This is a genomic window from Sorangium sp. KYC3313 (genome assembly GCF_052075895.1).
GTDB lineage: Bacteria > Myxococcota_A > Polyangia > Polyangiales > Polyangiaceae > Sorangium > Sorangium cellulosum_B.
Map to the genome: position 1 here is coordinate 4,494,494 of NZ_CP197255.1, position 26,257 is coordinate 4,520,750.

General features: G+C 68.7%; 13 protein-coding genes and 2 pseudogenes. 6 read left to right on the forward strand and 9 right to left on the reverse strand.

Annotated features, from left to right (window positions below; translation table 11 throughout):
- Positions 1–11: 11 nt before the first annotated feature.
- Positions 12–773, reverse strand: a pseudogene (locus ACSRUE_RS17645) (WD40 repeat domain-containing protein); the annotation flags it as partial.
- A gap of 595 nt (positions 774–1,368) precedes the next feature.
- Here ACSRUE_RS17645 and ACSRUE_RS17650 point away from each other — a divergent pair.
- Complete coding sequence (locus tag ACSRUE_RS17650; protein WP_441292003.1) at positions 1,369–1,539, forward strand: hypothetical protein; 171 nt, start codon at positions 1,369–1,371, stop codon at positions 1,537–1,539.
- A 111-nt stretch (positions 1,540–1,650) separates the two neighbouring features.
- A pseudogene (locus tag ACSRUE_RS17655) lies at positions 1,651–1,779 on the forward strand (cyclase family protein); the annotation flags it as partial.
- 212 nt (positions 1,780–1,991) lie between these two features.
- Here the strand turns inward: ACSRUE_RS17655 and ACSRUE_RS17660 are convergent.
- The 3 genes from ACSRUE_RS17660 to ACSRUE_RS17670 all read right to left on the reverse strand — a co-directional run bounded on the left by ACSRUE_RS17660 (position 1,992) and on the right by ACSRUE_RS17670 (position 6,720).
- A complete protein-coding gene (locus tag ACSRUE_RS17660) occupies positions 1,992–4,874 on the reverse strand; it encodes a CHAT domain-containing protein (protein ID WP_441292004.1) in 2,883 nt (960 codons plus the stop codon).
- A gap of 1,093 nt (positions 4,875–5,967) precedes the next feature.
- A complete protein-coding gene (locus tag ACSRUE_RS17665; RefSeq protein ID WP_441292005.1) occupies positions 5,968–6,183 on the reverse strand; it encodes a hypothetical protein in 216 nt (71 codons plus the stop codon).
- 3 nt (positions 6,184–6,186) lie between these two features.
- The gene (locus ACSRUE_RS17670; RefSeq protein WP_441292006.1) at positions 6,187–6,720 is read right to left on the reverse strand and encodes a hypothetical protein; all 534 of its coding nucleotides are present in this window, start codon (positions 6,718–6,720) and stop codon (positions 6,187–6,189) included.
- A gap of 1,053 nt (positions 6,721–7,773) precedes the next feature.
- Here ACSRUE_RS17670 and ACSRUE_RS17675 point away from each other — a divergent pair.
- Positions 7,774–8,730, forward strand: a complete 957-nt coding sequence (locus tag ACSRUE_RS17675; protein ID WP_441292007.1) for an ATPase — start codon at positions 7,774–7,776, stop codon at positions 8,728–8,730.
- 27 nt (positions 8,731–8,757) lie between these two features.
- Here ACSRUE_RS17675 and ACSRUE_RS17680 read toward each other — a convergent pair whose 3' ends face one another.
- From ACSRUE_RS17680 to ACSRUE_RS17690, 3 genes are all read right to left on the reverse strand, one after another.
- The gene (locus ACSRUE_RS17680) at positions 8,758–9,327 is read right to left on the reverse strand and encodes a sigma-70 family RNA polymerase sigma factor (RefSeq protein ID WP_441292008.1); all 570 of its coding nucleotides are present in this window, start codon (positions 9,325–9,327) and stop codon (positions 8,758–8,760) included.
- Positions 9,328–9,358: 31 nt separating this feature from the next.
- Entirely contained in the window at positions 9,359–10,003 is a 645-nt protein-coding gene (locus tag ACSRUE_RS17685; protein WP_441292009.1) for a helix-turn-helix transcriptional regulator, read from the reverse strand.
- Positions 10,004–10,123: 120 nt separating this feature from the next.
- On the reverse strand, positions 10,124–11,176 hold the full coding sequence (locus ACSRUE_RS17690) for an RNA polymerase sigma factor (RefSeq protein WP_441292010.1): 1,053 nt from the start codon (positions 11,174–11,176) through the stop codon (positions 10,124–10,126).
- Between the two features lie 220 nt (positions 11,177–11,396).
- Between ACSRUE_RS17690 and ACSRUE_RS17695 the strand changes: the two genes are divergently transcribed.
- The 3 genes from ACSRUE_RS17695 to ACSRUE_RS17705 are packed head-to-tail and all read left to right on the forward strand — an operon-like array spanning position 11,397 to position 15,765.
- Positions 11,397–12,500 carry a hypothetical protein gene (locus ACSRUE_RS17695; RefSeq protein ID WP_441292011.1) on the forward strand — a complete coding sequence of 368 codons (1,104 nt, stop codon included), beginning with the start codon at positions 11,397–11,399 and terminating at the stop codon, positions 12,498–12,500.
- Positions 12,501–12,520: 20 nt separating this feature from the next.
- Positions 12,521–14,158 carry a hypothetical protein gene (locus tag ACSRUE_RS17700; RefSeq protein ID WP_441293100.1) on the forward strand — a complete coding sequence of 546 codons (1,638 nt, stop codon included), beginning with the start codon at positions 12,521–12,523 and terminating at the stop codon, positions 14,156–14,158.
- A gap of 47 nt (positions 14,159–14,205) precedes the next feature.
- Complete coding sequence (locus tag ACSRUE_RS17705) at positions 14,206–15,765, forward strand: hypothetical protein (protein WP_441292012.1); 1,560 nt, start codon at positions 14,206–14,208, stop codon at positions 15,763–15,765.
- A gap of 3 nt (positions 15,766–15,768) precedes the next feature.
- On the opposite strand, the gene ACSRUE_RS17710 is transcribed toward ACSRUE_RS17705, so the two are convergent.
- Positions 15,769–16,059 (reverse strand): hypothetical protein, encoded by a 291-nt coding sequence (locus ACSRUE_RS17710; protein ID WP_441292013.1) that lies wholly within the window; start codon positions 16,057–16,059, stop codon positions 15,769–15,771.
- A gap of 249 nt (positions 16,060–16,308) precedes the next feature.
- Positions 16,309–26,253, reverse strand: coding sequence for a LysM peptidoglycan-binding domain-containing protein (locus ACSRUE_RS17715; RefSeq protein WP_441292014.1), 9,945 nt, complete (start codon positions 26,251–26,253; stop codon positions 16,309–16,311).
- Between the last annotated feature and the right edge of the window lie 4 nt (positions 26,254–26,257).

Consider the following 26,257-nt stretch of genomic DNA (forward strand, 5'->3'; position numbering starts at 1 on the left):
CGTCCGTCGGACGAAAATGCGACGCACCTCACCGTTCCTGTGTGTCCTTCGAACGTGCGGAGTAGCCTCCCGGTAGATAGATCCCAAGTTTTGACTGTGTTGTCTGCAGATGCGCTGGCTAGGATTCTACTGTGCGGCTCGACGGCAATGCTGCCAACCCCGGCTCTATGCCCCTCGAGTCTGTGGAGCAGTTTGCCGTTAGCCGAATCCCAAAGTATGATGGTGCTATCCAGAGATGCGCTGGCCAATATATTGCCGGAGTCAAAGGCGACACTCCTGACCATGTCTAGATGGCCTATTAGCGTGCGGTTGCGGTGCGGCTGGTGGCCAGTCATGCTCCACAGCTTGATCGTCCTGTCATTAGACGCACTAGCTAGGATGCCGCCACTGGGTGCGAAAGCGACGCTGGTTACCTGTAGCTCATGCTCCGCAAACGTATGGACCGCATTTCCTGTGTTCGTGTCCCATAGCTTAACTGTCTTGTCGCTGCACGCGCTGGCTAATCGGTTGCTTGTTGGATCGAACGCGACTGAGAATACTACGTCTGAGTGACCTCTCAATATTCTCTGGCTGTCATTGACATCAGTGTTCCATAGGCGTATGGTTTTGTCGGCAGAGGCCGATGCTAGCCATCGTCCGTTCGGCGACCACGCAATACGTCCAATCCAGTCGGTGTGTGCCCGGAGTGTGCGCAGAAGTGTCAAGCCGCGTGACAGCTCGGACTTTCCAGGTTTCGACACGAGCTTTGCGCCGCCTTTCATTCCTGTATCCATCGTAATTGCGCTTGCTTCCAGCTAGTTGTTGCACGGCGCATGTGCATGTGCGCTCGCGATCCCCAGCGCAGCGCCAATAACGCCCATGTACCAAGGTTGTCCCACCTTTAACCACTGTTTCTCACGCTTGTGCCGCCCCGCATCCCTCTAAGGATCCGGATGACAGATCGAATCGTACATCGCCATGCTGTGGGCGCGCTAGCCCGGTGCGAGCCCTGCCCGGCCCTTGGTTGCGTCTGCTGATGCAGAATTTTGCCCGAGCCGTTGCAACCGTAAGCGCTGCGCGAAGCGCCGTAGCCCCCACCCTCGATCGGCTGGTGCAGGATGGGCGCCATGGCCCCGATCCCGGCAGCTCGTCGCACGCCGCCCTTGCGCCTGAGGCAGAGGCGTGGCGGCGATCGGCCCGAGGAGCAGCTTCATCTTCTCGGCGGCGAGGCGAGCATGGGTCCGCGAGCACTACTTGGGAGCGAGCTCGACGTTGCGCTCGCGCGGCCAGTGGGGCATTACGCGAATGACGTCGGCGAGGTACGCGTCGGGGTCGAGGTGGTGAAGCTTTCAGCTCTGCACGAGCGAGACGAGGTTAGGCGGCGCAGGCGTGGTCGTCGCTGCCGAGGAAGAGCCACGCGGCTCTCGCAGGAGCGATTTGCCGCAGAGCCTGCTCGTTCGCGTTAGTTTTCAGGCGCAACCGACCACCATCCACCGCGTCACGCTGGAGGGCCCCTCGCGCCGCAAGGGCAAGGAGACCAACGAGATCACAGAGACCTGAACCCCAGACCCCGACGGACCAGCGTCGCCTCGCTCCGAGGGCGATCATGATGCGTGATCGCGGTGATCACGATCGCGCGATCTGCGTGATCACGATGGGCGGTGCCCGCACCCGGCGTTCGAGAACGTCGCCTCGATTGAGGCGTTGTCGCCGCGAGGCGCACTCGTCGTCGCGCTCCCGATGAAGATCCGCGCCGGCTCCGGCGGACCGCTGCGCATCGTGGCCGTGCTGCCGCGGTGATCGGCGAGCGGCTCCTCGTCACGGGGAACGGGTGCTCATGATCAGTTCTTCTTCCCGAAATCGACGGACCATTCATCGGAATGGAGGTGGTCAATGTAAGCGGACCGCTCATCCACTGAAGATCCGGACCGGCCGCGCCGATGACGCGGGCGCCCCCGGCCTTAGACTGGTGCGGACGGCAGGGGGGCGGGCTCGCCTTCTGCGCTGTGCGTTCATTCGAACGCACCGGTGACGTCGCCGCAGAGCACGAATGCGAGCGGATCGATGCTGCCGTCATCGGCGTACCGTGCGTCGCGCAAGGCCTCCGCGACAGATGTTCCTCGAAGGATTCGCGGTAAGCAGCTCTTCAAAAGTCGCATTGCGCTGCCATCATCCACTGACCAGAGCGGCCCGATCACGGCTGCGGCTCCCTGCTCGATAAACGCATCGAGGAAACTAACAACGGCACCTCCCAGATTTTGCGATGAAGCTCCGGCGTCACAGACGTTAAGTATGACGATAGCTGTCCTGAGCGCCTCCTTGTGCTCGCCCCGGATTTCTGCAGTGTTTACGTACTCGTCTCCGAAGTCCAATTTGGACAAGAGTGGCCGCCCTCTATCGAAATGACCGTGTGCGGCGACATGGAGGACCGAAAGCGCATCCGCAGTCGGGCCCAGGGACGCGAGGAATGCTTCACGCGACACGGGAGCAAGGCGCTGGGCGCCCAGCGTCTCAACAAGCCATGCGGACTCTTCCTGTGCTCGCGGTAGAGCTCGCTTTCCAAGATACGAAGGTGCCACGGTGAGGATTGCGCCGTTTTTGGCCAAGCGCTTATGCACAAGATCGTCCCGGTAGGCGTGCCAGCGCGCAACTGGATGGGTCTCACAGATTATGTTTGTGCGTCGTCCATCGAACCGGGGTCGTGCGAGCTCCCATGGGAATCCAGGATCGTCACTGACGAACTGAATGGCGAACATGTCGTTCGAGCGTCGACGGATCGCGCAGTAGGCTTGATGAAACGCCGGAGGAAGGAGGTCGTAGATCAGGTCGCCTAGCCCATGCAGCGTAGCTCTCGCCTGGTCTGGGTTAGGTACATGGGCAATGTGATCGAGGACCTCAAGAATATGATCGAGTTCGCCTTGTGGAAGTCGACAATGGCCATGAAGACAATCCGGCATCCCCAGTATGTGTCTCAGTTCTTCGGGGACCGATATGTTAAATCCATACATATGTTCGACGTCGCCACGTACCAGACGGAGCGTTAGCGGGGGGACTTTCGCCTCCAGTGCGATTGCGACATGTCCAGCATGTTGCGTTTCGTCTGGTTGGAGATCCGCTCCCACTATGGGCACCTTCGCTCGTGCCCAGCCGCAGTTCCTTCCGCGGAACGAGAAGAGCGCGACTATGGTGAGCAATTTTTCATCATCACCTGGGTCGATCAGCCCCTCGACTTCGAATGGCGTTGAGGACCCATCGCAGTGTAGTGCGATGGTGCCCTCGTCATCTTTGCTAGCGAACGTGATGCCGGTGGAAACAATCGATACGTCCACTGTTAATGTGTCCCATCCAGGTGAGACGCTATTCAGCCGTATATCTGCGTTCTCGTCAGCTAGTCGCTTGAGATCGATTGTAATGCGTATGCGTTCGTTTCTTGTTACGACCGCTGGTACCAACAGCTTCGCCTGGTAGAGCAGTACGTCAGTGCCGCTCTCCTCAGTTGCATTTGTGGTCGACGGGATGTCCGGTGGTGGGCCGCCTCCTCCCCATGTTGGTATGCCGAGGCCCACGTTCCGGCGGGCGAGCTCAATGAACTCGGCGGCGAGGCGGCGCAGCTCGGGGTCGGTAGAAACTAACGCCTCGCGGGTAGCAACCAGTACCTCCCGGGGACTTGTGTAAGCGGCGGCAGCCGGGAGCTGAGCCTCCGTGTAAACGTGCTTCTGAACCTCTTCGCAGTAGAGGCGAAATAGTAATTCTACGTCGATCCCTACCGCATGATCGATAATTCTGCCGACGAGAATGAACATGGTCTGACCGCCGTCGGCGACGAAGCCATCAATCTCATTGCCGTAGGCGAATGGCTCTCTGCTCGGTTTGCTTCGCAAATACGCGAACTGGTGAGCAAACAGCCCGGACACAGCGCGACCGCGAAGCCTCGGGTCGACCTGGGAGAAGTTAAGGTTTCTTTCATGGAGGAGCTGTGGATCGTGCTCCCAGTCGGGCATCGACAATATCCAACGACTCACGACGCGCTCCGCCTCCTCCGCCTCCGCGTATCGTGCAATTCCGTCAGATGCCGTGTGGGGCACATCATCAGCGAGCTTGGCCTTGATCTCGGTGCCTGCTGTCATCGCGGGCAAGCGAAGCTCGCGAAGGAGCGATTCGGCCGGGTCGCTCCTTTGCAGCTTGACGGAGCCCAATGCTCGTCGCACCTCCTCAGTGAGAAGCTGCTTCCGCTCGTGAAGGATGAATCGCTCGGTGTCGTCATCGGCGATCACGTCGCCCCAGACATACCAACGCTCTGGCCGCGACTCTTGGAAGAACATCAACAGCGGAGCCGCATTGCCTCCCACTGCGAGGGCGAGCGCAATCCAGAAACGAGCAGTGGCATCGTTCTCCCGTGCGAGATGTTTCAGTAGAATACTGGAATCAACGTTCGGAAATGCTGACAGATCCCTCGCAGCGGCCATTCGGCGCGTGGCAAGCTCATGTTCCAGTTCATGGAAGAGGTGGCGCAAGATCCGGGGTTCGCGCTCGCGCGCTAATGCGGCGAGGAGGGCACGTCGAGGGCGACCGTCAAGCGGACCGTCCAGCAGGTCGATCAACGTATCTTTCAGGCTGCCGTCGGGGATCCTGCAGCTGGCAGCGAGGATATCTGCGTATGTGCCGTCGTCGTAGTTTGCCGCCTTGGGAAGTAGTGCCCGGGCCTTGGACGCCGCTCGCGACCATGCCTGCGGGGTCAGGGCAAGCCGGACGAGCGCTCGCAGCGACTGCTTCGCCACCGTGGGATACTCGTCGAGGACGTTCTCTGCCAGTGCATGGACCTCGTCTTCTCGGAGCGGCTGCTTCCAGCGCAATTCAAGCAAATGGGATCCGCGGGTAGGCACAATGAGGAACATCGCCCGGCGTTGTCCATCTGTCAATGCTCCTCTCCGCCGTTGAGCCGCAGCGTTCAGTCAGCGCTTGGGCCGGCTTGATGGGCTCAATGACACGGTGTTGTGCCCGATCCACCGAGAACCGGAAGTGCCTCAACCCCACGTCGTCCAGGATGCCCCAGAGCCGGGCAGGGCCTTGCGCATTTGCGCCGGGACGCCCGAAGTGCTCTGGAACGCCGCTCAGAAAGACTCCGCGATGCCGCCCGGAGCCACTGTCCATTGCAGCGCCGGGGGCGTGGTCAGCGCGACGCACGACGACGTGTAGCGCGCGTTGGAGGCGATCGCGTGCAGCTCGACGGGCGGACCGCTGCGCGCTCCCAACGCTCCTGCGCTGCGATGGCGTCGTCGGCGGCTCGGACGCCGGCAACGAAGAACGCCGCGTCCGTTGGATCGTTCAGGTCGAGGCCGAGCCGAAGCAGCAGCGCGCGGTCGCGCGGTGGCACCATGCGGACGATCTCAGCGGCAAGGCGACGCGTGGACGGCATTGGGAGGAGAGTAGCAGCCCGGAGCAGGGTCGAGGCGCATCCGCGAACGCGACGGCGTTGCGGCCCTGGACCTGCTCGGCCGAGCGCGTCGTGGAAGCAGCGACAGTGTCATGGAGATGGTCGCCGGTTTCCCTGGCGAAACAAGCGCAGCGTTTGAACCGTTGCGGTCATCACGTTCGCCGGGATTCCGAGGGGTGTGAAGCCGGATTGCGGATCGCACGTCCTCGAAGTTGGGCTCAAGCGGCCCCGCCGCGAATCCCTGCGCCTCGACGAGCCGGGTCGACCAGCCCATCGCCACGGGTCGCCGTCGCATCGCTCACGAGAGCACCCTGAGCCGCGCCCTCGCCCTCGGGGATGCAGTCGCGGAGCTCGTCCGCGGTCCTCGGCAGAGGATCGGCTGGGGTCGTCGCCGGTTGCGTCGGAAGCGAGCGCGTGAAGCGGGCGGGGCCGTAGGGCCGAGGCGAGCACTACGGCGTTCACGTCCAGTTCGGCCTCGACGACCTCCTCGACGGCGAGCACGTCGGGCGCGCGCTCGACGGGTCGTGCCCCGGAGGGATCCGAGGCCTGCGCAGCTACTTCTCGTCCCTGATCCCGCGTGCGCGCCGCTCGCGGGCACGACCTTCGGCCAGCCAGCACTGGCCGAAGATGTACAGGTAGACGGGTAGGCCGGCGCGGAGCCAGCCGAGGGGCGGGAAGGTCCCCTCAGGGACCGGCGCGTCGAGCCACGCCGCGGCGACAATCGCCACGCCGGAGGCCAGGATGCCGATGGTCCTCAGCTCTTTGCTCATGGCTCAGATGAAGCTGCAGAGGACGCCCAGGGTGCCGAGCTCCGCACCTGAGTAGTTGGAGCAGCGCTGCGCATCCCGCGGATCCCTTGCCCTGGGGCAGATCGCGGAAGTTGCGACCATGCCGGCCCCGAACATGAAGATGCTGCACCCCAGGCCGATGGGGCTCCACGGCTCCTGAGCCGCTCCGATCGGCTCGCCGCTCTCATCCTGGCTCGGCGCGCCGCCGCTCTCGGCGTCGCAGACCATCGAGGCGCAGGGCACGTCAGCGAAGTCGCCGGGGTCGAACGGGTTGAAGATGCGGAGCGCCGCGTCCGGGCGATCGGCGCAGGCCGCGGCGAACTCGTGCCGACCGGCTTGGACGATCTGCGGGATCGCGCTCTCCGCCGTCGTGTCCTGACTCAGCTCCACGTAGAAGCTCCGCGGCGGCACCTCGACGCTACCATCGGGGTCCGCCAGTGCCTCGGTCGCCTCGTCGGCTGTGCCACAGGCCGACGCTCCGACGAGCGCGGCCATGGTCAGGCCGATCCTGGTGTGCATGTGCCACCTCCACGAGACGCGATCCGTCGCTCGCGGAATTGCGCTGCGAGGGACATGCCAGCGCGCGTCACATCGGCGGGCCGCAGACGGGGCCGTCTACCGGCCAGCCGCGCCGCTCGAGCGCCGCCCGCCGGCGCGCCTCGACCCGCTCGAGCCGGTGCAGGCAGAGCAGGCGTAATCACCGCAGATCAAGGTGCCTTGCCACCCCCCGTCGCCATCAACGCGCGCCATGGCGCGATGACCTGCGCGAACTCACGCCGGATCATGAGGAGAGGCTCGTGTGTACCGCGACCACGGGGAGCGGTTCGTGTATAGATCCTGGCGGTCCGAGAAAGTGCGGTGAGCGTGTCGCGTCGACGAGGATCCGGTCCCTGTTTCCAGTCCTCCCGGAGCAGGGACCTGTAGCTCAGGAACGTGTCACCGCAGCTCCAGGTCAGAAGTGTTACCAGGGCTCCGCTCGTACACTGCGCAGCCCCGGCGCTCCTGCTGCGCGGTCCCGGCTGCCCTCCTGTGCGGACTCGGCGCTCTCCTGCGCAGCCCCGGCCGCCCTCCTGCGCAGCGCCGGCGCTCCTGCTGCGCGGTCCCGGCCGCCCTCCTGTGCGGCCTCGGCGTCCTCCCGCGCAGCCCTCGCGACCCTCCTGCGCACCCATTCGGGTGTCCTATCGTACGATCACGTGCTTCCTACGCGGCCCCGGCAACCCGCCTGCGCATCCACTTTGGTGTCCTATCGTACGATCGCGCGCCTCCTACGCGGCTTTGGCGCCCTCCTGCGCAGCCCCGGCGCCTTCCTGCGTGCCCAGTTGGTGCGCTGCGTTACCATGGCTCGATGCCTGCGCGTGGCCGTCGCCGCTGCTGCGCAGCCTCGGCGTCCGTCTGCGCGGCGCCTCTGTCTCCTTGCGACCTTGCGACCTTGCGACCTTGCGACCTTGCGACGAAAGCGTCGGTATCGTGCTCTCCTGTGACCCGAAGCCTCGGCGGCGCCGATTTCCTCATTGAGCGACCGCCCCTCTGCTCGGAGGGGCGCTGACCTCGACAAGGAGACATCTCATCGCCATGGCACCGAAGGCACCCACCGCCGCTTCATCCAGGACCAAGAACGCCCAGAACACGCGCGCTTCGAGCGACGCCGGAGGCGCGCACCGCTCGTCGGGCGGTGCGCCCGAGTTCACGCTGAGCGCCGAGCGAGAGGCCGAGCTGCTCCGAGAGGCCGAGTCGCTCGGCGATAACACCTCGCTCTTTCCAGGCAAGCTCGCTCGACGCGTCATCTGGTCGAGCCGCATCCAGCTCGCCGCCGAGCGCGACGCGGCGGATCTCGTGCGCACGCCGTTCCCCGACGACGAACCCCCGCTCACGCGCGAGGAGATCCACGGGCTTCGTGAAAAAATCGAGCTCCTGCGCGTCGTGCAATCGCGCTGGCAAGCGGCGCAGCAGCGCCAGGAGCGAGCCGCCGCGGCCTTCGCGAAGCCGGCCGCCGAGGCCGTCCAGATCAAGCAATCGCTCCTCCGCTTCTTCGATCTCCGCTTCAAGAAGAGCCCCGAAGGGCAGAAGCGGCTCATGGCGATCCGGGCGGGCAGCGGCGACGCGGATCTGGTCCAGGACGTCTCCGATCTCCTCTTGCTCTGCTCCGAGCACGCGGAGGCCGTTCAAAAGGCGCCTCGCGGCGAGGCCGCCGCGGCGGACCGCCTCCGCGAGCTCTCGCCGGTGCTCGCGCGCATGCTCGCCGACAAGATGCTCTCTGTCGAGGCGGTGCGCTCGCGCAAGCTCCGCGACGCCGCGTACACCCTCGTCGTGAACGCCGAGCGGAGGCTGCGCACCGCCGCGGAGTACTGGTACGCGGGCACCGACAAGATGAAGGACTATGCGCCGTTCCCCGTCTCCCGCGGCGCCCACGGCGGAGGAGAAGAGGAGGGGGCGGATGGCGGCGAGTCGGAGGAGGCCGAGCCGGAAGACGGCGAGTCGGAGGAGAGCGAGTCGGGAGACGAGCCGGGCGATGAGGGGCAATCGCCCTGAGCTCGCGCATCACGATCGCCAGCGCCCTCAGCCGCGCCGTCGTCCTCGGGGATCACGTTGCGGCTCGTGGCGTGCACGAGGCGATCGGCAGTCGCGCAGCGCGCCGAGGGCCTTTGTGCGTCGCTTGTAGAGCGTAGAGAGAGGTAGCCCCGCGTCTTCTGCCACCTGGCCCATCGGGATCCCATCCAGATCGTGTGCCACGAGAACAAAGCGCAGCTGCGGATCAAGCTCGTTCACCGCGTCGATGGTGCCCGTTCTGATGCTGTGGGATTCCATCGCAGCAAAGGCATCCGGTGCTGGATCGGGCACATCGATCAAATCGACGAGCTCCTCCCTGCGGTGCTGCAACCGCTCGTGGTAGTGCGCGGCGACGTGTACGGCGATCGCGTTCAACCAGCGTTCAGGCCTGCCGCGCTTCGGATCGAACCTGGGCCAGCTCTCCCAGGCGTTGAGCCAGACTTGGCCTGCGACGTCGGCACGATGCCACAGCGGGACCCCCAGCCTCGCCAGCCAGCGCGGTACGGCACGAACCAGCGCCGGGCAAAACAAGCGCGCGTGCGCGGCGGCACGCTCGTCTTCATCCGACGGACGACCCATGGCTTCACCCTCTCTCGCGGGAAATCGCCCTTCATCGGATGATGTCGCGTACCCGCACTCCTGCGGCACCGATTCGCGGCCTTCCCCGCACCGCCGATGACGCGGGACGCGCCGAGCTCTCGCGCTTGGTCACGGGCTCGCCGACCGGGATCACCACGGTCTCCTCTGCGTCCGTTCGGCGGTCGTCGTGCAGCCGCCATAGGCGCTCCCAGTACCGAGCAGGCGTGCCGGTGAAGGCTTCCAGCTGCCGCGCGAGGCCGGGCGTCATGGGGAGATCGCTCCTCAGCAAGCGCTCCACCTCCCTTGGTTCCAACCCCGTGCTCTCGGCCAGCTTTCTCCTCCACGAAGGCATCGTCGCGCAGAACGACTCGAGGACCCGTCCTGGCCAGGGGACGGGGCGCGCGCGCGCGTCCGTCAGCTCCGCGAGCGCCGCGTCGACGTGACAGTCGAGAAGGCGCCGGTAGCGGTCCCGCTCCCCCGCTGCCTGCTCTTTCGCATCGGCGAGGGCGGCCTCCTCGTCATCGTGCGCGTGCTCGCGCGCCTCGCGAAGCCCCCGCTCCCGTCCCAGCGCTTCGCGCGCGGTGACCGCGAAGCCGATCGCGACGCAAGCAATCATCGCGAGCCCGAGCGGCGAGATGAGCCACATCGCGCCAAGTAAATCCTCCATCCCATCCATCGCGTTTCGTCTCCTGGACGTGAACATCCTTGTCGGGACGCAAGGCAGATCTCGGCCTTGTGCTGTCCGACGACATCACCTGCGTCACCGCCCGCCAGCTGTCGGAGTGACGACGAGGAGTCAGCGAATTCGCGTCAGGAGCGCTTCACGCTCCGCGGCGAGCTGTCCTTGCGGGAACTCCCGTGCGTGCGTCTCGAGCGATCGGCGCGCCTCTGCGACCGCGTCATGATCCTCGATGGCCCTTCGGGCCTCGTCGATGAGGCGCTGCTCGCGCTCGCTGACGGCTGGGACCACGGCGCGGACGGAGAGCGGGCTACGACGAACCGGCGCGCCTGAGGGAGCGAGCCCCCGTGCGTCCCGGTCCTGCGCGGGCCGCGCGATCTCTTGCGCGGTCGGCGAGGCCGCCGCGCGCATGGGAAGTTGGGCCGGCGGCGGCGCGACCTCCTCCACGGCCGGCGCGGGCGCAGGAGCGCGCGCCACCACCGCCCGCAACCACGACTCCGGACTGAACGAGTCCGGCAACGTCGAGAGAACGGCGCCGGTCAGCACGACGACCGCTCCCTGCGCCAGGATCTTGATGCCCAGGCGGCCCAACCTGCTCAGCCACCCCTCGCGGCCGCGCAGACCGAAGGCGAACGGGACGCACGCGACGTCGTCCCCTCCGTGCGGGTGCTGCCGCGCCCTCCGCCGTTTCACCGCCGCATCGAGGTCTTGCAGCGCTCGGCGGTGATGTGTCCTCACCGTCTTCGGGTTGAGCCCCAGCTCGGAGGCGATCTCGACGAGCGGCACCTCCTCGAGCTCGTGCTTGATCAAGACGTCGCGGTACCTGGGGTCGACCTGGCTGATCAGCTCGCGGAGGAGCGCCTCCCGCTGCTGCCTGCGGAGCATCTCCTCCGGCGTCGGGCCCTCCGCCTGAAGCTCGTGGTCGTCGAACGAGGTCAGGACCTCCCCCCGACGGCGTGCGTTCCGGACGTGGTTCCGCGCCTGGTTCCGGACGATGGTGGCACCGTAGGCCGCCCGGCCCTCCCCGAGATCGAGCCGCTGATCCGCTTCCAGTCCGCGCAGCAACGCCTCCTGCGCGACGTCCTCTGCGTGTCGCGCAGGGACACCGGATCGTCTCGCGAGGCGCCGGAGGAACTTGAAGCCGGTGGGGGTGCTGCCTGGCTCGCCCATAACCGGTAGAACACCTGAGCCACCTGGAAGGCTTCAAAAAAATGCAGGGCGCCCCAGCGTTGGTCGGGTAATGTGCGACACGCGGGGGTGCGGCATCCGCGACCGCAGGAGCAGCGAAGCTTCATTCCCCGATGGGGTGGGATTTTCTCATCTAACCGTTCAGGTCATGACACTTTCCGTGCCGTTGACGCGCCACCGCTGGCGCAAGTAGGGTCCTTGCATGCGGTTTGTCGGGCAATCGCTCTGGGCATGCCTGGTGCTTGGCGTCGCGATCGGCACGACGCATCCGGTCCGTGCGGAGGACAGGAATCCAGCCCCCGCACGAAGCGGCGATTCGATCGCAAAAGATCACCTTCGCCGCGCCCGGCAAGCTCGGTCGTCGGGCAAGTGGTCCGAGGCGCACGCTGCCTACACGGCGGCCTTCGAGGCGATCGACGCGACATCCGTCACAGAGAGGGAGTCCGCCGAGATCGCCGGAGAGCTGGGCCTCTGCGAGCTCAAGCTGCGCAAGTTCCGTGACGCGGCGGAGCACCTGGCCTGGAGCCTTGAGCGGCGCAAGGCGCTTTCTCCCGAGCAGCAAAGAGGCTTCGCGGACGGACTGGCCAAGGCCGTTCCGTTCCTCGCCACCCTCTATCTCTCGGTGGATCCGCCGGATGCCGAGGTGTTCGTCGGCGGCAAGTCCATCGGCCGGCCCAGGCGGACCTACACACTGTTCTTCGAGCCTGGCAAGCACATGGTGCGGGCCCAGGCACCGGACCGCGGGGAAGGCACCCAGACGCTGGACGCGCGGGCGGGGACCGAGCCCATCATGACGTTCCAGTTGCTGCGCTCGGCCGAGAGCAGCGCCAAGGACGACACGCCCGTCGTGCCCAAGCCCTCGAGCGCGCCGCCCGTTGCGCGCCCGCAGGCTCCCGGGCAGCCGGCGTCGTGGCCGGCGACGCTGCGCATCGCGGGGATCGCCGCCACGACGGCCACCCTGTCGGTGGGCAGCCTGCTCATGATCCGGGCCACGAATCTCGACGGCGATCTGAGCGAACGCCGCGACGGGCTCAACGGCGGCGCGACGCCGAGCGGGTCCAGGTGCTTTCAAGCGGCGGACAGCCCGGCATGCGCTGACCTGCTCCGCCTTCGAGACGAGCGCAACCTGTCCGCGGGCGTGGGCACGGCCCTGCTCATCACCGGCGGTGTGATCGGGGCGGCGACCGCCGCTTCCTTCTTCACGGACTTCTCCTTCCTGGGGCTCACGCCGGCTCAGGATCGGATCCATGCGTCGCCCGTGGCGACCGGGCGCGAGATCGGCGTGATGCTCGAGGGGTCGTGGTGAGGACGTCGGGGGCCGAGCAGATGCGTTCGAAGGAAGGCCGGCGCGCGGCGCGGGGTGTCGTCGCGCTTGCGATCTGCGTGTGCGGCGCGAGCACGCTGACAGGGTGTCCATACTCCGACCCTTGCTGGGAGGTGGAGGCGTGCGAGCCCGATCCGGTGCCTCCGCCCGGTCCGTGCGAGGGAGAGCCCGGCACGGCGCCGGCGCTGGATGAATGCGGGGTGTTCGTCAACCCGTTATCGGGTGACGACAACAGCCCCGGCACGAAGGACTCGCCGGTGAAGAGCCTGCAGCACGCGATCGGGCTCGCCGCGCACGGGAGAAGCCACGGCGAGGAGCCGACCCGGCGCGTGTACGCGTGCGGCGGGGAGTTCGCGGAGACGATCTCGCTGCCCTCGGGGGTCGACCTCTGGGGCGGGCGCCTGTGTGACGGCGGGGATTGGTCGTACGAGGGGTCATTCGGCGGGCCGGATCACCCGACGATCATCGCTCCGCCGAGGGGGATCCCGCTGCGGGTCCTCGGGGTGAAGGGTACGGCGCTCGCGGGGAACAACGCGACGTCGGTGATCGCCGGCGTACGCGTCGTGGCGGCGGACGCCTCGGCGCCGGATGGCAAGTCGTCGATCGCGGTGATTTTGAGCACGGGGGCCACGGCGATCGTGCAGGACAGCGTGATCGTCGCGGGCGACGGCAAGGACGGGGAGCCGGGAGGGGACGCGGCCACCGAGCGGGCGACGGACGGCATGGTGGGGAACGACGGCGTGGACGCCTGCACCGCGGACTCCCCGACGGGCGCCCTCCCGGTCGTGACCGCGTGCGACGACGGCATCGAGTCGACGGCTGGCTACGGCGGCGATGGAGGTCTCGAGACGGGCGGCGACGGGACCTCGGGAATGCCGACACCCTCAGTGATTTCTGAGCGCGATGGCCACGCGGGGCTCGGCGCGGACCTCATGCGATGCAGCGAAGGGGGCGATGGCGCACATGGTGCCGACGCCGGTCGCGCGGACGGCGCGGTGGGCTTGGGCCACCTTGGTAAGGACGGATGGATCGGCGTCCGGGGCGACGACGGGAAGCCAGGCGGCACCGGCCAGGCGGGCGGCGGCGGTGGCGGCAGCAAGTCGCGTGGGGACATGGTCGCGTGTCGGGCAGGCCTGCCCCAGGGTGGCGCCGCCGGCGGCTCGGGAGGGAGCGGCGGCTGTGGTGGTCGGGGCGGCTATGGCGGCGGCTATGGCGGGGCGGCCATCGGCATTGTCGTGCTGGACGGCGCGGAGCTGACGATTGGGGCCAGCGACGTGATCACGGGCAAAGGCGGCCAGGGCGGCGTGGGCGGGAAGGGCCAAGAGGGGGGCATCGGGCGACGTGGCGGACCTGGTGGTGCGGGGCTTGGGCCCGAGGGGTGGGACGCATGCAAAGGTGGCACGGGAGGCAACGGCGGTCGCGGAGGTGACGCCGGCGGCGGGCTCGGAGGCGCAACCATCGGCATCGCCTACGTGGCGCCCAACTTCGCCATTCGACCCGGGACCTACATTCAGGTCGGAGACCCCGGTGATGGCGGCTATGCGGGGAACGCCGGTGCCAGTAATGAGGTGGGCCAAGGGCAGCAAGGCCCCACGGGTGAAATCCATGCTTTCAGCGTGGGGAACGAGCCGCCCCATTGACTCGTGCTGACTCGTGCCTTGCGAGATGTCGCCAACGAGGGATGCCCATGAGCCTGAATTCCGCGATCCTCCTGCTCTTCGTTCTTCCGCTCGCCGCAGCCGGTTGCGGGACCGCGCCGGGGGTGGACGGCCCTGGCGGCGCGCCGCCATGTGACGGTCCATCGACGTGTGCAAGCGATCCCGTCCCCGAGTCGGTCTGCCTGGAGCATCTTGCGGCGGGTCGGGCGATGGACGGCTGCGGCGTGTTCGTCATCAATCCATTTTTCGGCGGTGACGACGCGAATCCCGGCACGAAGGACAGGCCGGTTCGTTCCGTCCGGCGCGCGATCGAGCTTGCGCGCGCCGGGCGCGGTCGCGTGTTTCTTACCGACGATGCGTTTCAGGAGACCGTCACGCTCCCCTCCGGGGTGGATATCTACGGAGGCTTCGAAACCGCCATTGGATGGGAACGCCAAAGAGACCTGGAAAACCCGGTGCACATGATGGCCAAGCTCGGTCCCGCCGAGCCCGGGCTCATCGCGCTGACCGTCGAGCCGGCGCGCGCCGGCGACACAGGGGCTGCGGATGGGGTCTCGATCATCGACCACGTGCACGTCAACAGCTCGACGCGTGTCGGCATGTTCGTTCGGTCGGGCACCGCGGTGGAGATCATCGGAAGCTGGATCAAAGCCATGGCGGGAGTGAGGGGCGACGATGGGGAGAGATGGCCGGGCCGGGCAGCGACGGGTCCGGACGGGCAGTATGGGGAAGACGCGTGCTCCGCAGCGACGGTCCCGGGCGGGGCTCCGCCAGTGAACTCCTGCGACGGAGGGATCCCGAGCGTCGGTGGCAAGGGAGGCGACGGGCTCGCGGACGGTGCTCGAGATGGGGAGGACGGCGAGCCCGTACCCCAGCCGAACCCCAACTACGATGGGGAAGGAGGACGTGGCAACCGGGCAGACGGTGGTTGTAGCAACGGCGTCGCCGGGAGGAGCGGTATGTGGGGTGCCGTCGGCGCACCAGGCAAGGGTCGCGGGCGGATCGATGAGACCGGCTGGCATCCCGACAAGGCCGGCGACGGCGCCCGGGGGATGCCGGGCCAAGGCGGCGGCGGGGGCGGCGGCCGCAGGGGCGGGCTCGCGGTGTGCGACGTGGCCTCCAAGGGGGGCGCCGGCGGCGGCTCCGGAGGTGCGGGCGGTTGCGGGGGGCGGGGCGGCCGAGGGGGCGAGAACGGCCAGCCGAGCATCGGCATCCTGGCGCTCCATGCCAAGGTGACGGTGCGCGATAGCATCATCACCGCCCGCGACGGAGGCCAAGGCGGCGACGGCGGGGAGCCGGAGCAAGGTGGCAAGGGCGGCTGGGGCATGCCAGGCGGCGCCGTGGGGGACGGCACGTGGTCCTGCAAGGGTGGCAGCGGCGGCCTCGGAGGCGACGGCGGCTACGGCGGCCCCGGGCGCGGCGGCGACTCGATCGGCATCGCCTACCTCGACGAGGACCAGCTCACGCTGGAGGGGGTCACCTTCGAGATCGGGCTCCCCGGCCCAGGCGGCACGAGCTGGGAATGGACTGGCGACGTGATCACAGGGGAGGACGGCATCGCCGTCGAGACGCAGCGCTTCCCTGAATAGGAATCAGGGACGCGATCGCGTGTGGATCGAGCGGCGGACCGCTGCGCGCTCCCAGCGCTCCTGCGCTGTGATGGCGTCGTCGGCGGCTCGGACGCCGTCGACGAAGAGCGCCGCGTCCGCTGGATGGTTCAGGTCGAGGCCGAGCCGGAGCAGCGCCGCTCGGTCGCGTGGTGGCACCATGCGGAGGATCTCGGCGGCAGAGCGGCGCACGGAGGGCATGGCGGGAAAGTTGCAGCCCGGGGCAGCGGCGGGGCGCCCCGCGAACGAGACGGCGAGCCGGGTGATGACGGGCAACCGCCCTGAGCTCGCGCATCACGAATCCCTGACGGGACTGTTTTGCGGGCATCAGCAAGTACGTGAATACTGCCCGGAGCTCAACCTCGTCGAACCGCTGCGGGACCATGCGTGCGAGCACTGTTTGCCAACCGCATGACCCCGACCATTGCACGGGTCGAGAGGCGTCTCTGTCAAGCCTTCAGGGAGCTTGATTCGGATCCAAACCTGGTCCGATCCATCGCTGAATTCGACGGATCAGGGCGGCGGTCAACGCCGCTTCCTCCGGCGCGCGCCGGGCTGCTTCTCCGCCGCGTCGTCCAGCCGCTCCTCCGGCCCCGGAGGCTTCTCCGAACGCGCTGCCGGCGACTTCTTCTGCCGCGGGCTCGACTGCTTCTTCTGCGGCCGCCGCTCGCCTCGGGCCCCGGCCGGAGGTTCGGGCGCGCCGCCGCGCGGTCGACCAGGCAGGCCGGAGACGTCCTTCCGCGCCAGCGACAGCTGCGTCATCTGCAAGAGCGGGAGCCGGCTGCTGCTGAGCGTCGGGAAGAGCGTCAGCGTGAAGTGGAACGAGCCGTCGGCCGGGTTGTTCTCGGCGAACCAGCGGCCGACGTAGCCCGCGGCGTTCTCGGCGAGCGTGGTCGCGCCGTCGAGCGTGACGCGCGTCGGCACGCCGAGGAAGATCGGCGCGACGGCCGGGGGCAGCCCGGCGCCGATGGTCTGCGCGTACTCGCCGTCGAGGCGCACGAGCTGCTCCGTGCCGGGGGCCGTCCCCTCGAAGAGCAGCGCCAGCACGCGCCGGATGTGCGTCGCCAGCGTCTGCAAGGGCGGCGACGAGAGCGCGGCAACGTCGAAGACGCGCGTGCGCAGCAGCATCGGCGTGACGCGCGAGGCGAAGCGGATCTCCGGCGTCGCGTAGATGAAGTCGAGCGTCGTCGGGATGGTCTTCCCCTGGGCGTCGCGCACGAGGTCGCGGTTGCGGGAGACCTGCACGGCCGACCAGCCGTTCTGGTAAGCGGCTATATCGAGCCCGTCGGCCAGCCCTCTGAAGATCGCCCGGCGCTGGCGCAGCCCCTCCGCCGCCTGGTAGGTGAGCGTCTGGCCGTCGCTCGTGAACTTGAACAGCTCCGGGTCGGGCGAGCCGTAGGGTGTGGCCGTCCAGACGGTCGCTCCGTCGTCGATCGTCAGTTGCGGCGGCGGCAGCGGGACGAGCTGCTTCGTGGCCGAGTCCCAGACCTGCGCCGTGCTCTTGCCCAGCGTGCGGCGCGCGACGAGCAGGCCGTCCACGTCCTGCTCCTGCACGGAGAAGGCGAACTCCGAGACCTGCGGCCCGGCGACGCGCGCGGCGAGCAGGCGCCCGCGCTGCAGGCGCGCTTGCCAGAGCGCCCACGCGGCGGGCATCGGCTCCAGGAGCTTGTAGAAATCGCCGACGAGCGTGCGCGCGCGCTTGTAGGCGTCGCTCGCCGGGTCGAGATCGATCTTCTCGGGGACGAGCACGTCGATCATCGTGCGGAGCATGTCCGGCCAGACCGAGACGAAGCGCGCGAGGTAGTCGAAGAGGTCGAGCTGGCGCGCGCCGAGCGTGCCGGACGGTGACACGTCGTCGAGGTTGAAGCTGACCGAGCAGTCGATGGTGTCCTGCGCGACAACGTCCTTCTCGTAGGTGAAGGCGTAGCTCCAGCGCTTCGCGTCCTCGAACGCCTTGACCAGATCCTGACTGTCGTCCGGCGTCGGCAAGGCGTCCTGCGCGACGAGCGACGGGGCGGGCGGGATGACGCGCAGGACGACGGGGATGTCGACCGCGCCGATCTGCGTGTCGACCCTCGGCGCTTGCGGCGGCTCGCGGTCGAACGGGATGACGAACGCGAGCCACGACGAAGCGAGGTACTCGCCGTCCACGCCCTTCGAGATGTCGTGCTCGATGTTCGAGAGCTTGAAGTCGAGCTCGAGCGGCAGGTGCGACTGCACCGTCGGGTCGACCACGGTCAGCGCCGTCGTGACGAAGGCGCCCTTCGGCGCGAGGACGGGCCGCGCGACAGTGAACGACCACGGGCGCGACTCGGGCGCGCTGCCCGCCGCGCCGCCGGGCGCGGGCCCGAGCGCCGCGCCGATGCTCCCGTAGAAGCGCGGCGCATAGAGGTCCTTTTCGGGGTCATTGACGTACTTCGAAGAGACGTCGGCGCGGAACTGGCAGATGGCCGAGACGATGTAGGCGTTCTCGGCCTTGGCGAGGATCTGCTGGCGCATCGTCTCCGACGCGTCGTCGAGCGGCGCCGGATCGTCCGGATCGAGCGGCGGGATCTGGAGGATCGGCTCGAGCGTCTGCGAGATGTCGGCGGCGAGGTTGGCCTTCACCTGGAGGAGCTTTTGCAGGTAGCCGTTCTCGTCCGGATCGACGTAGTCGATGAGGAAAGCGGCGCCGGCCAGGTCGGGCGAGAGGAAGCGATCGAGCGCGGCCAGCGCCGTCCGTCCCCACGTGTCCATGGCGATGCCGGAGAAGGCCGTCTCCTTCGGGCTGTCCCAGTCGACGCCGGTCCGCGGATCGTAGGCGAGGATGGGGACGTCGCCGCGCGAGACGAGCACGTTCGCGAGCGGGCGCGGGGCGTAGTAGCGCGCCGGCCCCGTGGCGGCGAAGCCGATGCCCGGGTCGTCGGGCGAGCCGGGCTTCGTCCGCAGGCGCACGATCCAGACCGTCGGGGCGTCGGCCGTGTCACGCTGCGAGCGCCCGCTCGCCACCTTGAGGAACACGTCGCCGTCGACGTAAGCCGTTTCGAGGTCCCGCGCGAAGGCGGCGAGCGCCTGCGTCTCGGCCCCCTCCTTGGCCGCCGCGCGCGGCGAGACGAGCGTGGAGATGCGCTCGGCGGCCGTGCCGACGAAGGCCGTGTCGACCTGCGAGGTCGGGCGCTCGACGACGATCGAGACCTCCAGGGCGAAGATGTCGGCCGGGTTCGAGGGCGCCACCTCGAACTCCGCCTTCGGCACGACGGGCAGCGGCGGTGTCTTCCCATCGGCGACGCCGGCGAGGTAGTCGGCCGCGCTCTGCGCGAAGGCGGCGAAGGCGGCGGCGTCCAGCCCGTGCGCCGCGCCGCCGTCCATCGTCGTGCTCACGTAGAGCGAGACGCCGGGCGCGGAGAGCTGGCGCGCGACGGTCTGGAAGGCGACCTGGTCGGCCAGCGCGCGCTGCTGCCATGCCGGCACGTCGTTCGGATCGTGGGAGGGCGACGGCGGCGAGTCGGGCGTGTAGCGGCTCGCGTCGAACGTGAAGGCGAGCGAGAGGACGCGCCGGCTCGTGCCTTCGGGGCGGCAGAATCGGTACTCGGCGCCGACGCTCGGCCAGGAGCCGGGGCCGAGCAGCGCATCCGTGTAGGCGACGCGCAGCGGCGCGTCGCTCTGCGGCTGCGGCGGCGCGAGCGAAGGCTCCGTGATGGCCGACGCCGCGAGGTTGCCGAACATGTCGCGCAGGTGGAAGGCGATCTGGACATAGGAGCCGGCGCCCGCGTAGGGGTCGCCCGCCTTCGCGCCCTTGGCGGCGGCGGCGACGTACAGCGCCTGCGTGTATTTCCAGCTGGGTGCGTCGGCGAAGGCGTGCAGCTCAGCGCGCGTCGCCGCGCCCGTCTCCAGGGTCGGGCCGAGGGGGAGGGCGTCCGCCGTCGGGTTGAAGGCGACGTTCTCGGCCACGGCGAAGCCGAGCAGGTTGAACTGCGCGGCCAGCGTCGTCGCCGGGTCGCCGCCGGAGCCGGGGTTGTCACGGGTGAAGACGAAGCCGACGTTGCCCGGCGGCAGCGTCGGGACGCGGTCGACGAGCTGGTCGTCGAAGGTGAACGTGTTGGGCGCGTTCACGGACGAGGCGGCGAAGAGGTTCGGCAGCGCGCGGTTCGTGAGCGCGAGCGCCCCGGCATCGACGCCGAACGCGTCGGTGAGCGCCGAGAGGCTCGCGAACTGCGCGCCCGTCCGCGAGATGTCGGGGATGTGCAGCAGCGTGCGCGCGGCGAGCGGGTCGAACGAGACGCCGGGGTTGAGGTCCTCGATCTGCTGCGCCGTGACGCCGTAAGCCTGCGCGATCTGCGCAAGCGTCTCGGTCGCAGGGTTGCCCTTCGTCGGGCCTTGCACCTGGTGGACGATGCCGCTGATCGTGAGCGTCGCCGAGGGCGAGAGCCGCGCCCGCGCGGCGGCGACGCCGAGCGACGTGACCGGGATACGGTAGGCCGCGACGATGTCGTCGAGCGACTCCGTCCCCTGGGCGACGTAGTCGACCTGCAGCGCGGCGGAGACGGCGGCGAGGTTGTAGCGCGCCGGGTCGAAGCCGTCGCCGACGAGCACGGCGTTCGCGCCGCGGTGGACGACCTCGCCGTCGGCCGCGTGCAGGATCATGAAGGTGATCGTGGCGGACTCGCCCTGCGCGAAGATCGACGCGGGGAGGCCCGTCCCGTCGTCGCGCCGGTAGGTCAGCGAGAAGCCGCCGCTGCGCGTGACGCTGGCCTCCCAGAGCAAGCGCACGAAGTCGAGCGGGTCGTTGAGGATGCCGGTCAGCTTCGGCTGCGCCCGGGCCGCGAGCGCGCCGCGCGCCGCGCGCGGGTTGGTCTCCGTCGAGAGGTTCGTCTTGACGAGATAGGCGCGCACCTTCGAGAGGCCCGCGTCGGTGTAGCCGGTCGGCACCTGCCCCGTCGCGTTCGCGCCCGTCAGCAGCGCGATGCCGGCGATGGCCGCCTTCGCGCCGGGCGTGATCAGGGCTTCGAGCAGGGCCGTGCCCGCCTCGTCGCTGCCGAAGACCTCGTAGGTGTCGGGCAGGCTGGCGTGGCGCTTGATCTCGACATCGACGACCGTGGCCCAGCCGTAGCGCTGGGGGGCGGTCTTCTCCGGCGGGTTGCCTGCCGAGGTCGCCTCGAGCGTGAAGGCGGGCAGCAATCGCTTGGGCTCGGCCAGCGCGCGCGCCATGGCGTCGGGCACGAACCAGAGGCGCGGCGTCGCGGCGGCGGAGGAGGTGTTGCCGTCGAACGGGTAGGAGATGGGCTCGGCCGCCTGCACGAGGGCCGTGCGGCGCAGCGTGAAGCGGCGCGGGTCGTCGTGGAAGGTGGGGAGCGGCGTGATCGAGTCCACGTGCGCGGGGACGCCCTGCGCCGTGACGACGGCGGTGAACTGGCCGGCGAGCGACTTCGCAGCGGTGATGTCGAGCTGCACGGAGAGCGGCGACGGCCCGCCGCTGAAATCGATCCACGGCTGCGCCGCGTCGATGGAGAGCGTCGCCTGATCGACCGAAGGCAGGTCGATCTGCTGCGCGTCGAGCTCGTAGAGCGCGGCGGGCGCGCCGAGCGGTGGGGTGCCGGTCACGGGTGAGGGCGGCCGCATCCCGTAGAGGAGGAAGCGCGCGTTCACGCCCGCCAGGTTGGCCGCGGCCTCCTTCGAGCGCATCCGCCCCAGGACCATCGCCGGCGAGAGCGCGATGAGATCGGGCACGGAGAGCTCGAGCTTCCCGTCGGGGTCGGCGTAAAGATTGGGCACATCGGCCGCCGCGCCGGCCACGTCCGCCGGGTCGAGGCCGAAGGAGTTCGCCACGCCCGTCAGCGTGTCCTCTTCGGCCGTTGTGTACCTGACGGCCGGCAGGACGAGGAGCGAGAGCGGGAGGATGGCGTCGGGCGCAGCCTTCAACGCGTCGGCGAGCGCCGCGTAGCCCCACCCCGCCTCGCCCGTGGCGATGTGCGCGAACGTGTCGCCCGGCTGCGTCGTGTAGCTGAGCGCTCCGGAAGCGAGCTGCACGCCGGGGCGCAGGACGCCGCCCTGCGTGGCGTTCGCCGCGTCGGAGAGGACGGCGGCCGCGTCCGTCACGCCGAAGCGCGTGATCACGCTGGCGAACGTGTCGCCCGCGGCGAGCTGGTAGTGGACGCGCGCGAGCGCGAGCGAGACGCCGGCGGTGAACGGCACGGTCTTGTTCGCCTCGGCGAGCTGCGCGACGGTGAGCGGGTTTCCGAGCGCGAAGAAGTCGCTGACGATGTCGGAGAGCTTTCTGCCGCCGTACGGGTAGGCGTAGGCGTCCATCACGTCGAGCGCGGCCCTGGTCATGCCGCGCGCGAGCATCAGCACCACGTCCTCGAAGATGGCCGCCGCGTAGGAGGTCTGCGCGGACGTGCGCGCTGTCAACCGTTGCGGCGCCGGGGGCCCGCCGTTGTACTTCTTCTGGAGATCGTTCTGGTAGCGGGCGGCGAGCTGCTCGAAGTAGGCGCGGAGCGCGCCGAGGTAGTCGTCGCCGACCGCGAGGCCGTCGCCAAAGCGGCGGTTGATGTCGCCCGCGACGAGCCGCAGCTCGGGAAGGACGGGGAACGGCGCGGCGTTCTGGACGCTCTGGCCGGCCTTGACGACGAATTTCAGGTGCGGGTAGAGCCCCGGCACGATGTCGTCGTCGTAGGAGATGGGCCGCTTGTCGGACGCGCCGGTCAGGTAGGCGTAGGCCGCCGCGATGCGGGCGCGCGTCACGGTCGTCTCAAGGAACGCGCGCCGCGTCGTGCCCGCGCCGCCGAACGAGGCGACGACCCACAGGAAGACGGCCTCGGCGAAGCGCTCGAACGAGGTGGGCGCGGGCGGGAGCGGCTGGTCGGGCGGCGGGAGCGGCGGAGGCGGCGACGTCGGATCGGGCGCGTCGAGGTAGAGCATCGCGGCGAGCTTGCCCCTGGCCGTCGTCGCGTCCGACGGGTCGCTCGCCACGCTCGGGTGCATGACGAAGGTGAGATCGACCTCGGCGCGATCGTCGTCGGCCGCGGCGAGCGCGCGGAAATCGGGCGCGGCCACGTGGGCGGCCATCGCGGCGCGCTCCGCGAGGAGCGCGGACGGCGGCGGCGGCCCCAGCGTGCCCCAGGGGGCCCCGGTCGCCTTGCCGAGCGTGAACGACTCGCGGATCGTCGTCGTGAACGAGAGGTGGATGGTGATCGAGAAGAGGCCGAGATCGATGGAGACCGAGAGCGAAACATCGACGCTCGCCGTGATGGCGACCAGGAGCGGCTGGTGCGCCTCGATGACGGCTTGCAGCCAGATGGTGATCGTCAGGTTCAGGCTGGCCTTGATGATGGCGAAATCGATCGTGCCGTAAACCGTGCCGATGATCCCGAGGGTGCCCGAGAGTTTGTAGTAATAGGCCTTGCCCACGTCGTGTGACGCGTTCGGGTCGTCGTCCGCCGCGACGAGCGCGCGGGCGTCCGACGCGTGCGCCGTGCCCGTCGCGCTCGCCGGCACCCAGCGGGCGAGGATGCCCTCGACGATGCCGAAGACGGTGATGCTGATGCCCGCCTCCAGGACGCCCGCCGAGATGTCTTTGCCGAGGCCGAGCTGGAGCCCCACGCCGAACTGGATGACGGGGTCGAACGTGCCGGGGACGGACGGCTTGCCGATGGCCGTCTGCGTCGCGCCCGAGAGCTTGGCGAAGTAGAACCCGCCCGCGCCCGTGAACGGGAAATACTGCACGCCGAAGGAGCGCGAGAAGTCCATGTTCCACGGGAAGCCGAAGTCGATCTTGAAGTCGCCGTTGGTGTAGATATCGAGCCCGACGATGGGGAGCGTGATGGCGAGCGCGCCGAACTGGAGGAAGCGCATCCTGTCGGGCAGCGTGAGCCTGATCTGGTAGACACCGATGGTGTCGGTGACGCGCTTGTAGAGGATTTCGAAGTCGAGGCCCTTGAAGGGGCCGGCCTTCTCGCCGTTGAGCGCGACGCGCAGCCCGTAGAGGAGCGGATCGACGAAGACGATCTCCAGCTCCACGGTCGCGCCCATCACCAGCAGGTGGAGGCCGATGAGCCACGGCGAGGAGGCGCTGAAGACGGGCCCAACCGGCAGGCCGCTGCCCGGCGTGCCGGTGAACGAGGCGAGCAGCCGGATGGCCGCGTCGATGTTCTTCGACGTCTCGATGCCGGGGACGGTGACGCGCTGACCGAGCGCGAGCAGGCGCAGGTCGATGGGGGCGCCGCCGGGCACGTCGGGCGGTTTGTCGAGCGGGTCGAAGGCGGGCACCTTCTGCCCGCCCACGAACGTCGCGTCGAACGCGACCATGACCCTCTCCTTCTTCTGGATCGAAAGGCCGTTGATCGTCAGGAATCCGAGGTGGATCGGGCTCGGCAGGCTGTAGTCGACGCTGACGGTCTTGGCGTTGAGGTCATAGACGATCTCGAGGCCGCGCAGGCTCAGCTCGTTGAGCGCGCTCCAGGGCGGCGGGAGGCGATAGCCATCGTCGCCGAGGAGCAGGCCGACGATTTGGCCCAGCAGCCCGCCGAGCGTCGCCTCGCCGACCGAGAAGGTGAGCAAGCTCTTGGTGATGTCGTAGTCGGCCTCGAAGGCGCCCCAGGTGACGCTGACGACCTTGCTCGCGCCGCTCGTGAAGGCGTAGCCGATGGTGACGCGCGCGCCGATGCCCGGGAGGGTCGTGGCGAAGGAGAAACCGGCGCTTGTCGTCGGCGCGTCGCCGCCGACGTGCTGGAGGCGGAAGTTCGCGTTGACCGTGTACGTGCCGAGCGGGCCGAGGCCGACGTCGCGCAGCTGGATTGTCGCGGACGTGTCGATGGATCCGGGCGCGCCTCCGCCCGTGTGGGCGGCGAGCCGCGCGTTGCTCAGGCCCACGTGTTCGAGGAAGGGCGGGACAGCCGCGCTGGGGAAGAGGCGCTGCAGGAAGTCCTGGAGGGAGACGGTCGCGCCGGCCGGCATGGCGGCGAGGAAGTCCCAGCCCGCGCCGGTCGCGTACGTGGCCGTCACGCCGAGCGGGAGCCCGGCCATGGCGAGCATGGCGCTCAAGCTCGCGCCGTAGGTGCGCCCCGCCGCCGACGCGTTCGACGAGATCGAGAATCCGACCGAATCGAGGACGAGGAGCCCCGAGCCGAGCGGGTCGAAGGTGCCGCTGCCCGCGACATCCAGCGAAAAGCTCTTGCGCGGGATGTCGAGCGCGACGCTGAAATCGGTCAGCGCGAAGTCCGTGCTCGAAGGCGGCGACACCGCGCCATGGGTGATCGTCGAGAGCAGCTTGGCGAGCGAGACGCTGCCGGCGTAGGAGCCCCAGATTTGCAGGTCGGTCGAGATGCCGATCTTGAACTCGCCCTCGAACAGCTCCGGGTAGAACTTGAACCATGCGACGAACTGGAGCCTGCTGTCCCAGGTGTCCCCGTGGCGCTCGAGCACCCAGACCACATCGAACTCGTCGAGCGTGAACTGGTCGAAGAGCTGGAGCGGCCTGGTCGAGCCGACGCGCGTGGTGAGTGTGGTGAGCGCCGGCGGCGTGGCGATGGTGGTGCGCGCTTCGAGGTCCTTGAAGGCGACGCTCTGGAGCGCAGAGCGCAGCGGGCCGGGGACGGCGTCTCCCCACGACTGGCCCCCGACGAGCGCGAAGAGCGCGTCGGGCGTCATCGCATGATCGGGGATGGCGGCGACGCCGATGACCATCTCTATCGGCTTCTCGAAGATCTGCGCCGTGAATTCGACCGAGATGCCGGGGCCGATCTCGAGCTGCATCCCGAAGACGAAGACGATCGAGCGGCGGCCCGTCTTCGCGCCGTACTGCACGCGCAATTCGACGAACGGCGAGCTGACGCGCAATGGCCCAAGGGCGACGAGCGTGCCGGCCAGTCGCGCGCGCGCGCTGAGCGCCGGGATCACGTCCGACGCGGTCACGTCGATCGGCCCGAAGAACGGGAGGGTGTCCTGCGAGAGCGAGACGAAGCGGCGGATCTGAGCGAGGACGCCTTCGATCCGGAGCCTGCTGGCGAAGTTCAATCCGGCGTCGAGCGCCACCGTGGCGGGCGCGGCCTTGTAAGAGTCGACGTGCTCGGAGGCGAAGACGAAGGCGGGCGTCTCGTAAGGGACGCTGTCGAACGGGTAGCCGCCCATCCGCGGGAAGCTCGAAGTGAACCTCCAGTCGCCGAGCGCGATCTCGGCCGTCACCTTGAGCGTGGACGAGTCGGCGTCCGCCGAGAAACGCAAGTCGAGCGTGGCGGCGTCGAGGTTGAGCCGCGGGAAGGTCGAGGTGCCGGCCGTGATGCGCAGCTCGTTGCCGGACGGGTCGGGGATGTCGCCGGGCTTGACCGAGAGCACCCACGACTCGCCCGCGGCCAGCCCGTAGGCGCGGCGCACGAGCGCGTCGAAGGTGTCGGGCAGCGTGAGGCCGGTGCCGGTGGTCAGCGCGGCGCGGTCGAGCGTGACGCCGCCGGAGGAGGCGAGCGCGCGCAGGCGTGTGGCGAGTTCGGGCAATCCCATCGCG

Excerpts from the sequence above, each read along its gene's own strand:
- ACSRUE_RS17680 (WP_441292008.1), bottom strand. The coding sequence starts at position 9,327 with ATGGGTCGTCCGTCGGATGAAGACGAGCGTGCCGCCGCGCACGCGCGC.
- ACSRUE_RS17700 (WP_441293100.1), top strand. The coding sequence starts at position 12,521 with ATGCGTTCGAAGGAAGGCCGGCGCGCGGCGCGGGGTGTCGTCGCGCTT.
- ACSRUE_RS17690 (WP_441292010.1), bottom strand. The coding sequence starts at position 11,176 with ATGGGCGAGCCAGGCAGCACCCCCACCGGCTTCAAGTTCCTCCGGCGC.
- ACSRUE_RS17670 (WP_441292006.1), bottom strand. The coding sequence starts at position 6,720 with ATGCACACCAGGATCGGCCTGACCATGGCCGCGCTCGTCGGAGCGTCG.
- ACSRUE_RS17685 (WP_441292009.1), bottom strand. The coding sequence starts at position 10,003 with ATGGATGGGATGGAGGATTTACTTGGCGCGATGTGGCTCATCTCGCCG.
- ACSRUE_RS17675 (WP_441292007.1), top strand. The coding sequence starts at position 7,774 with ATGGCACCGAAGGCACCCACCGCCGCTTCATCCAGGACCAAGAACGCC.
- ACSRUE_RS17695 (WP_441292011.1), top strand. The coding sequence starts at position 11,397 with ATGCGGTTTGTCGGGCAATCGCTCTGGGCATGCCTGGTGCTTGGCGTC.
- ACSRUE_RS17660 (WP_441292004.1), bottom strand. The coding sequence starts at position 4,874 with ATGTTCCTCATTGTGCCTACCCGCGGATCCCATTTGCTTGAATTGCGC.
- ACSRUE_RS17665 (WP_441292005.1), bottom strand. The coding sequence starts at position 6,183 with ATGAGCAAAGAGCTGAGGACCATCGGCATCCTGGCCTCCGGCGTGGCG.
- ACSRUE_RS17705 (WP_441292012.1), top strand. The coding sequence starts at position 14,206 with ATGAGCCTGAATTCCGCGATCCTCCTGCTCTTCGTTCTTCCGCTCGCC.
- ACSRUE_RS17715 (WP_441292014.1), bottom strand. The coding sequence starts at position 26,253 with ATGGGATTGCCCGAACTCGCCACACGCCTGCGCGCGCTCGCCTCCTCC.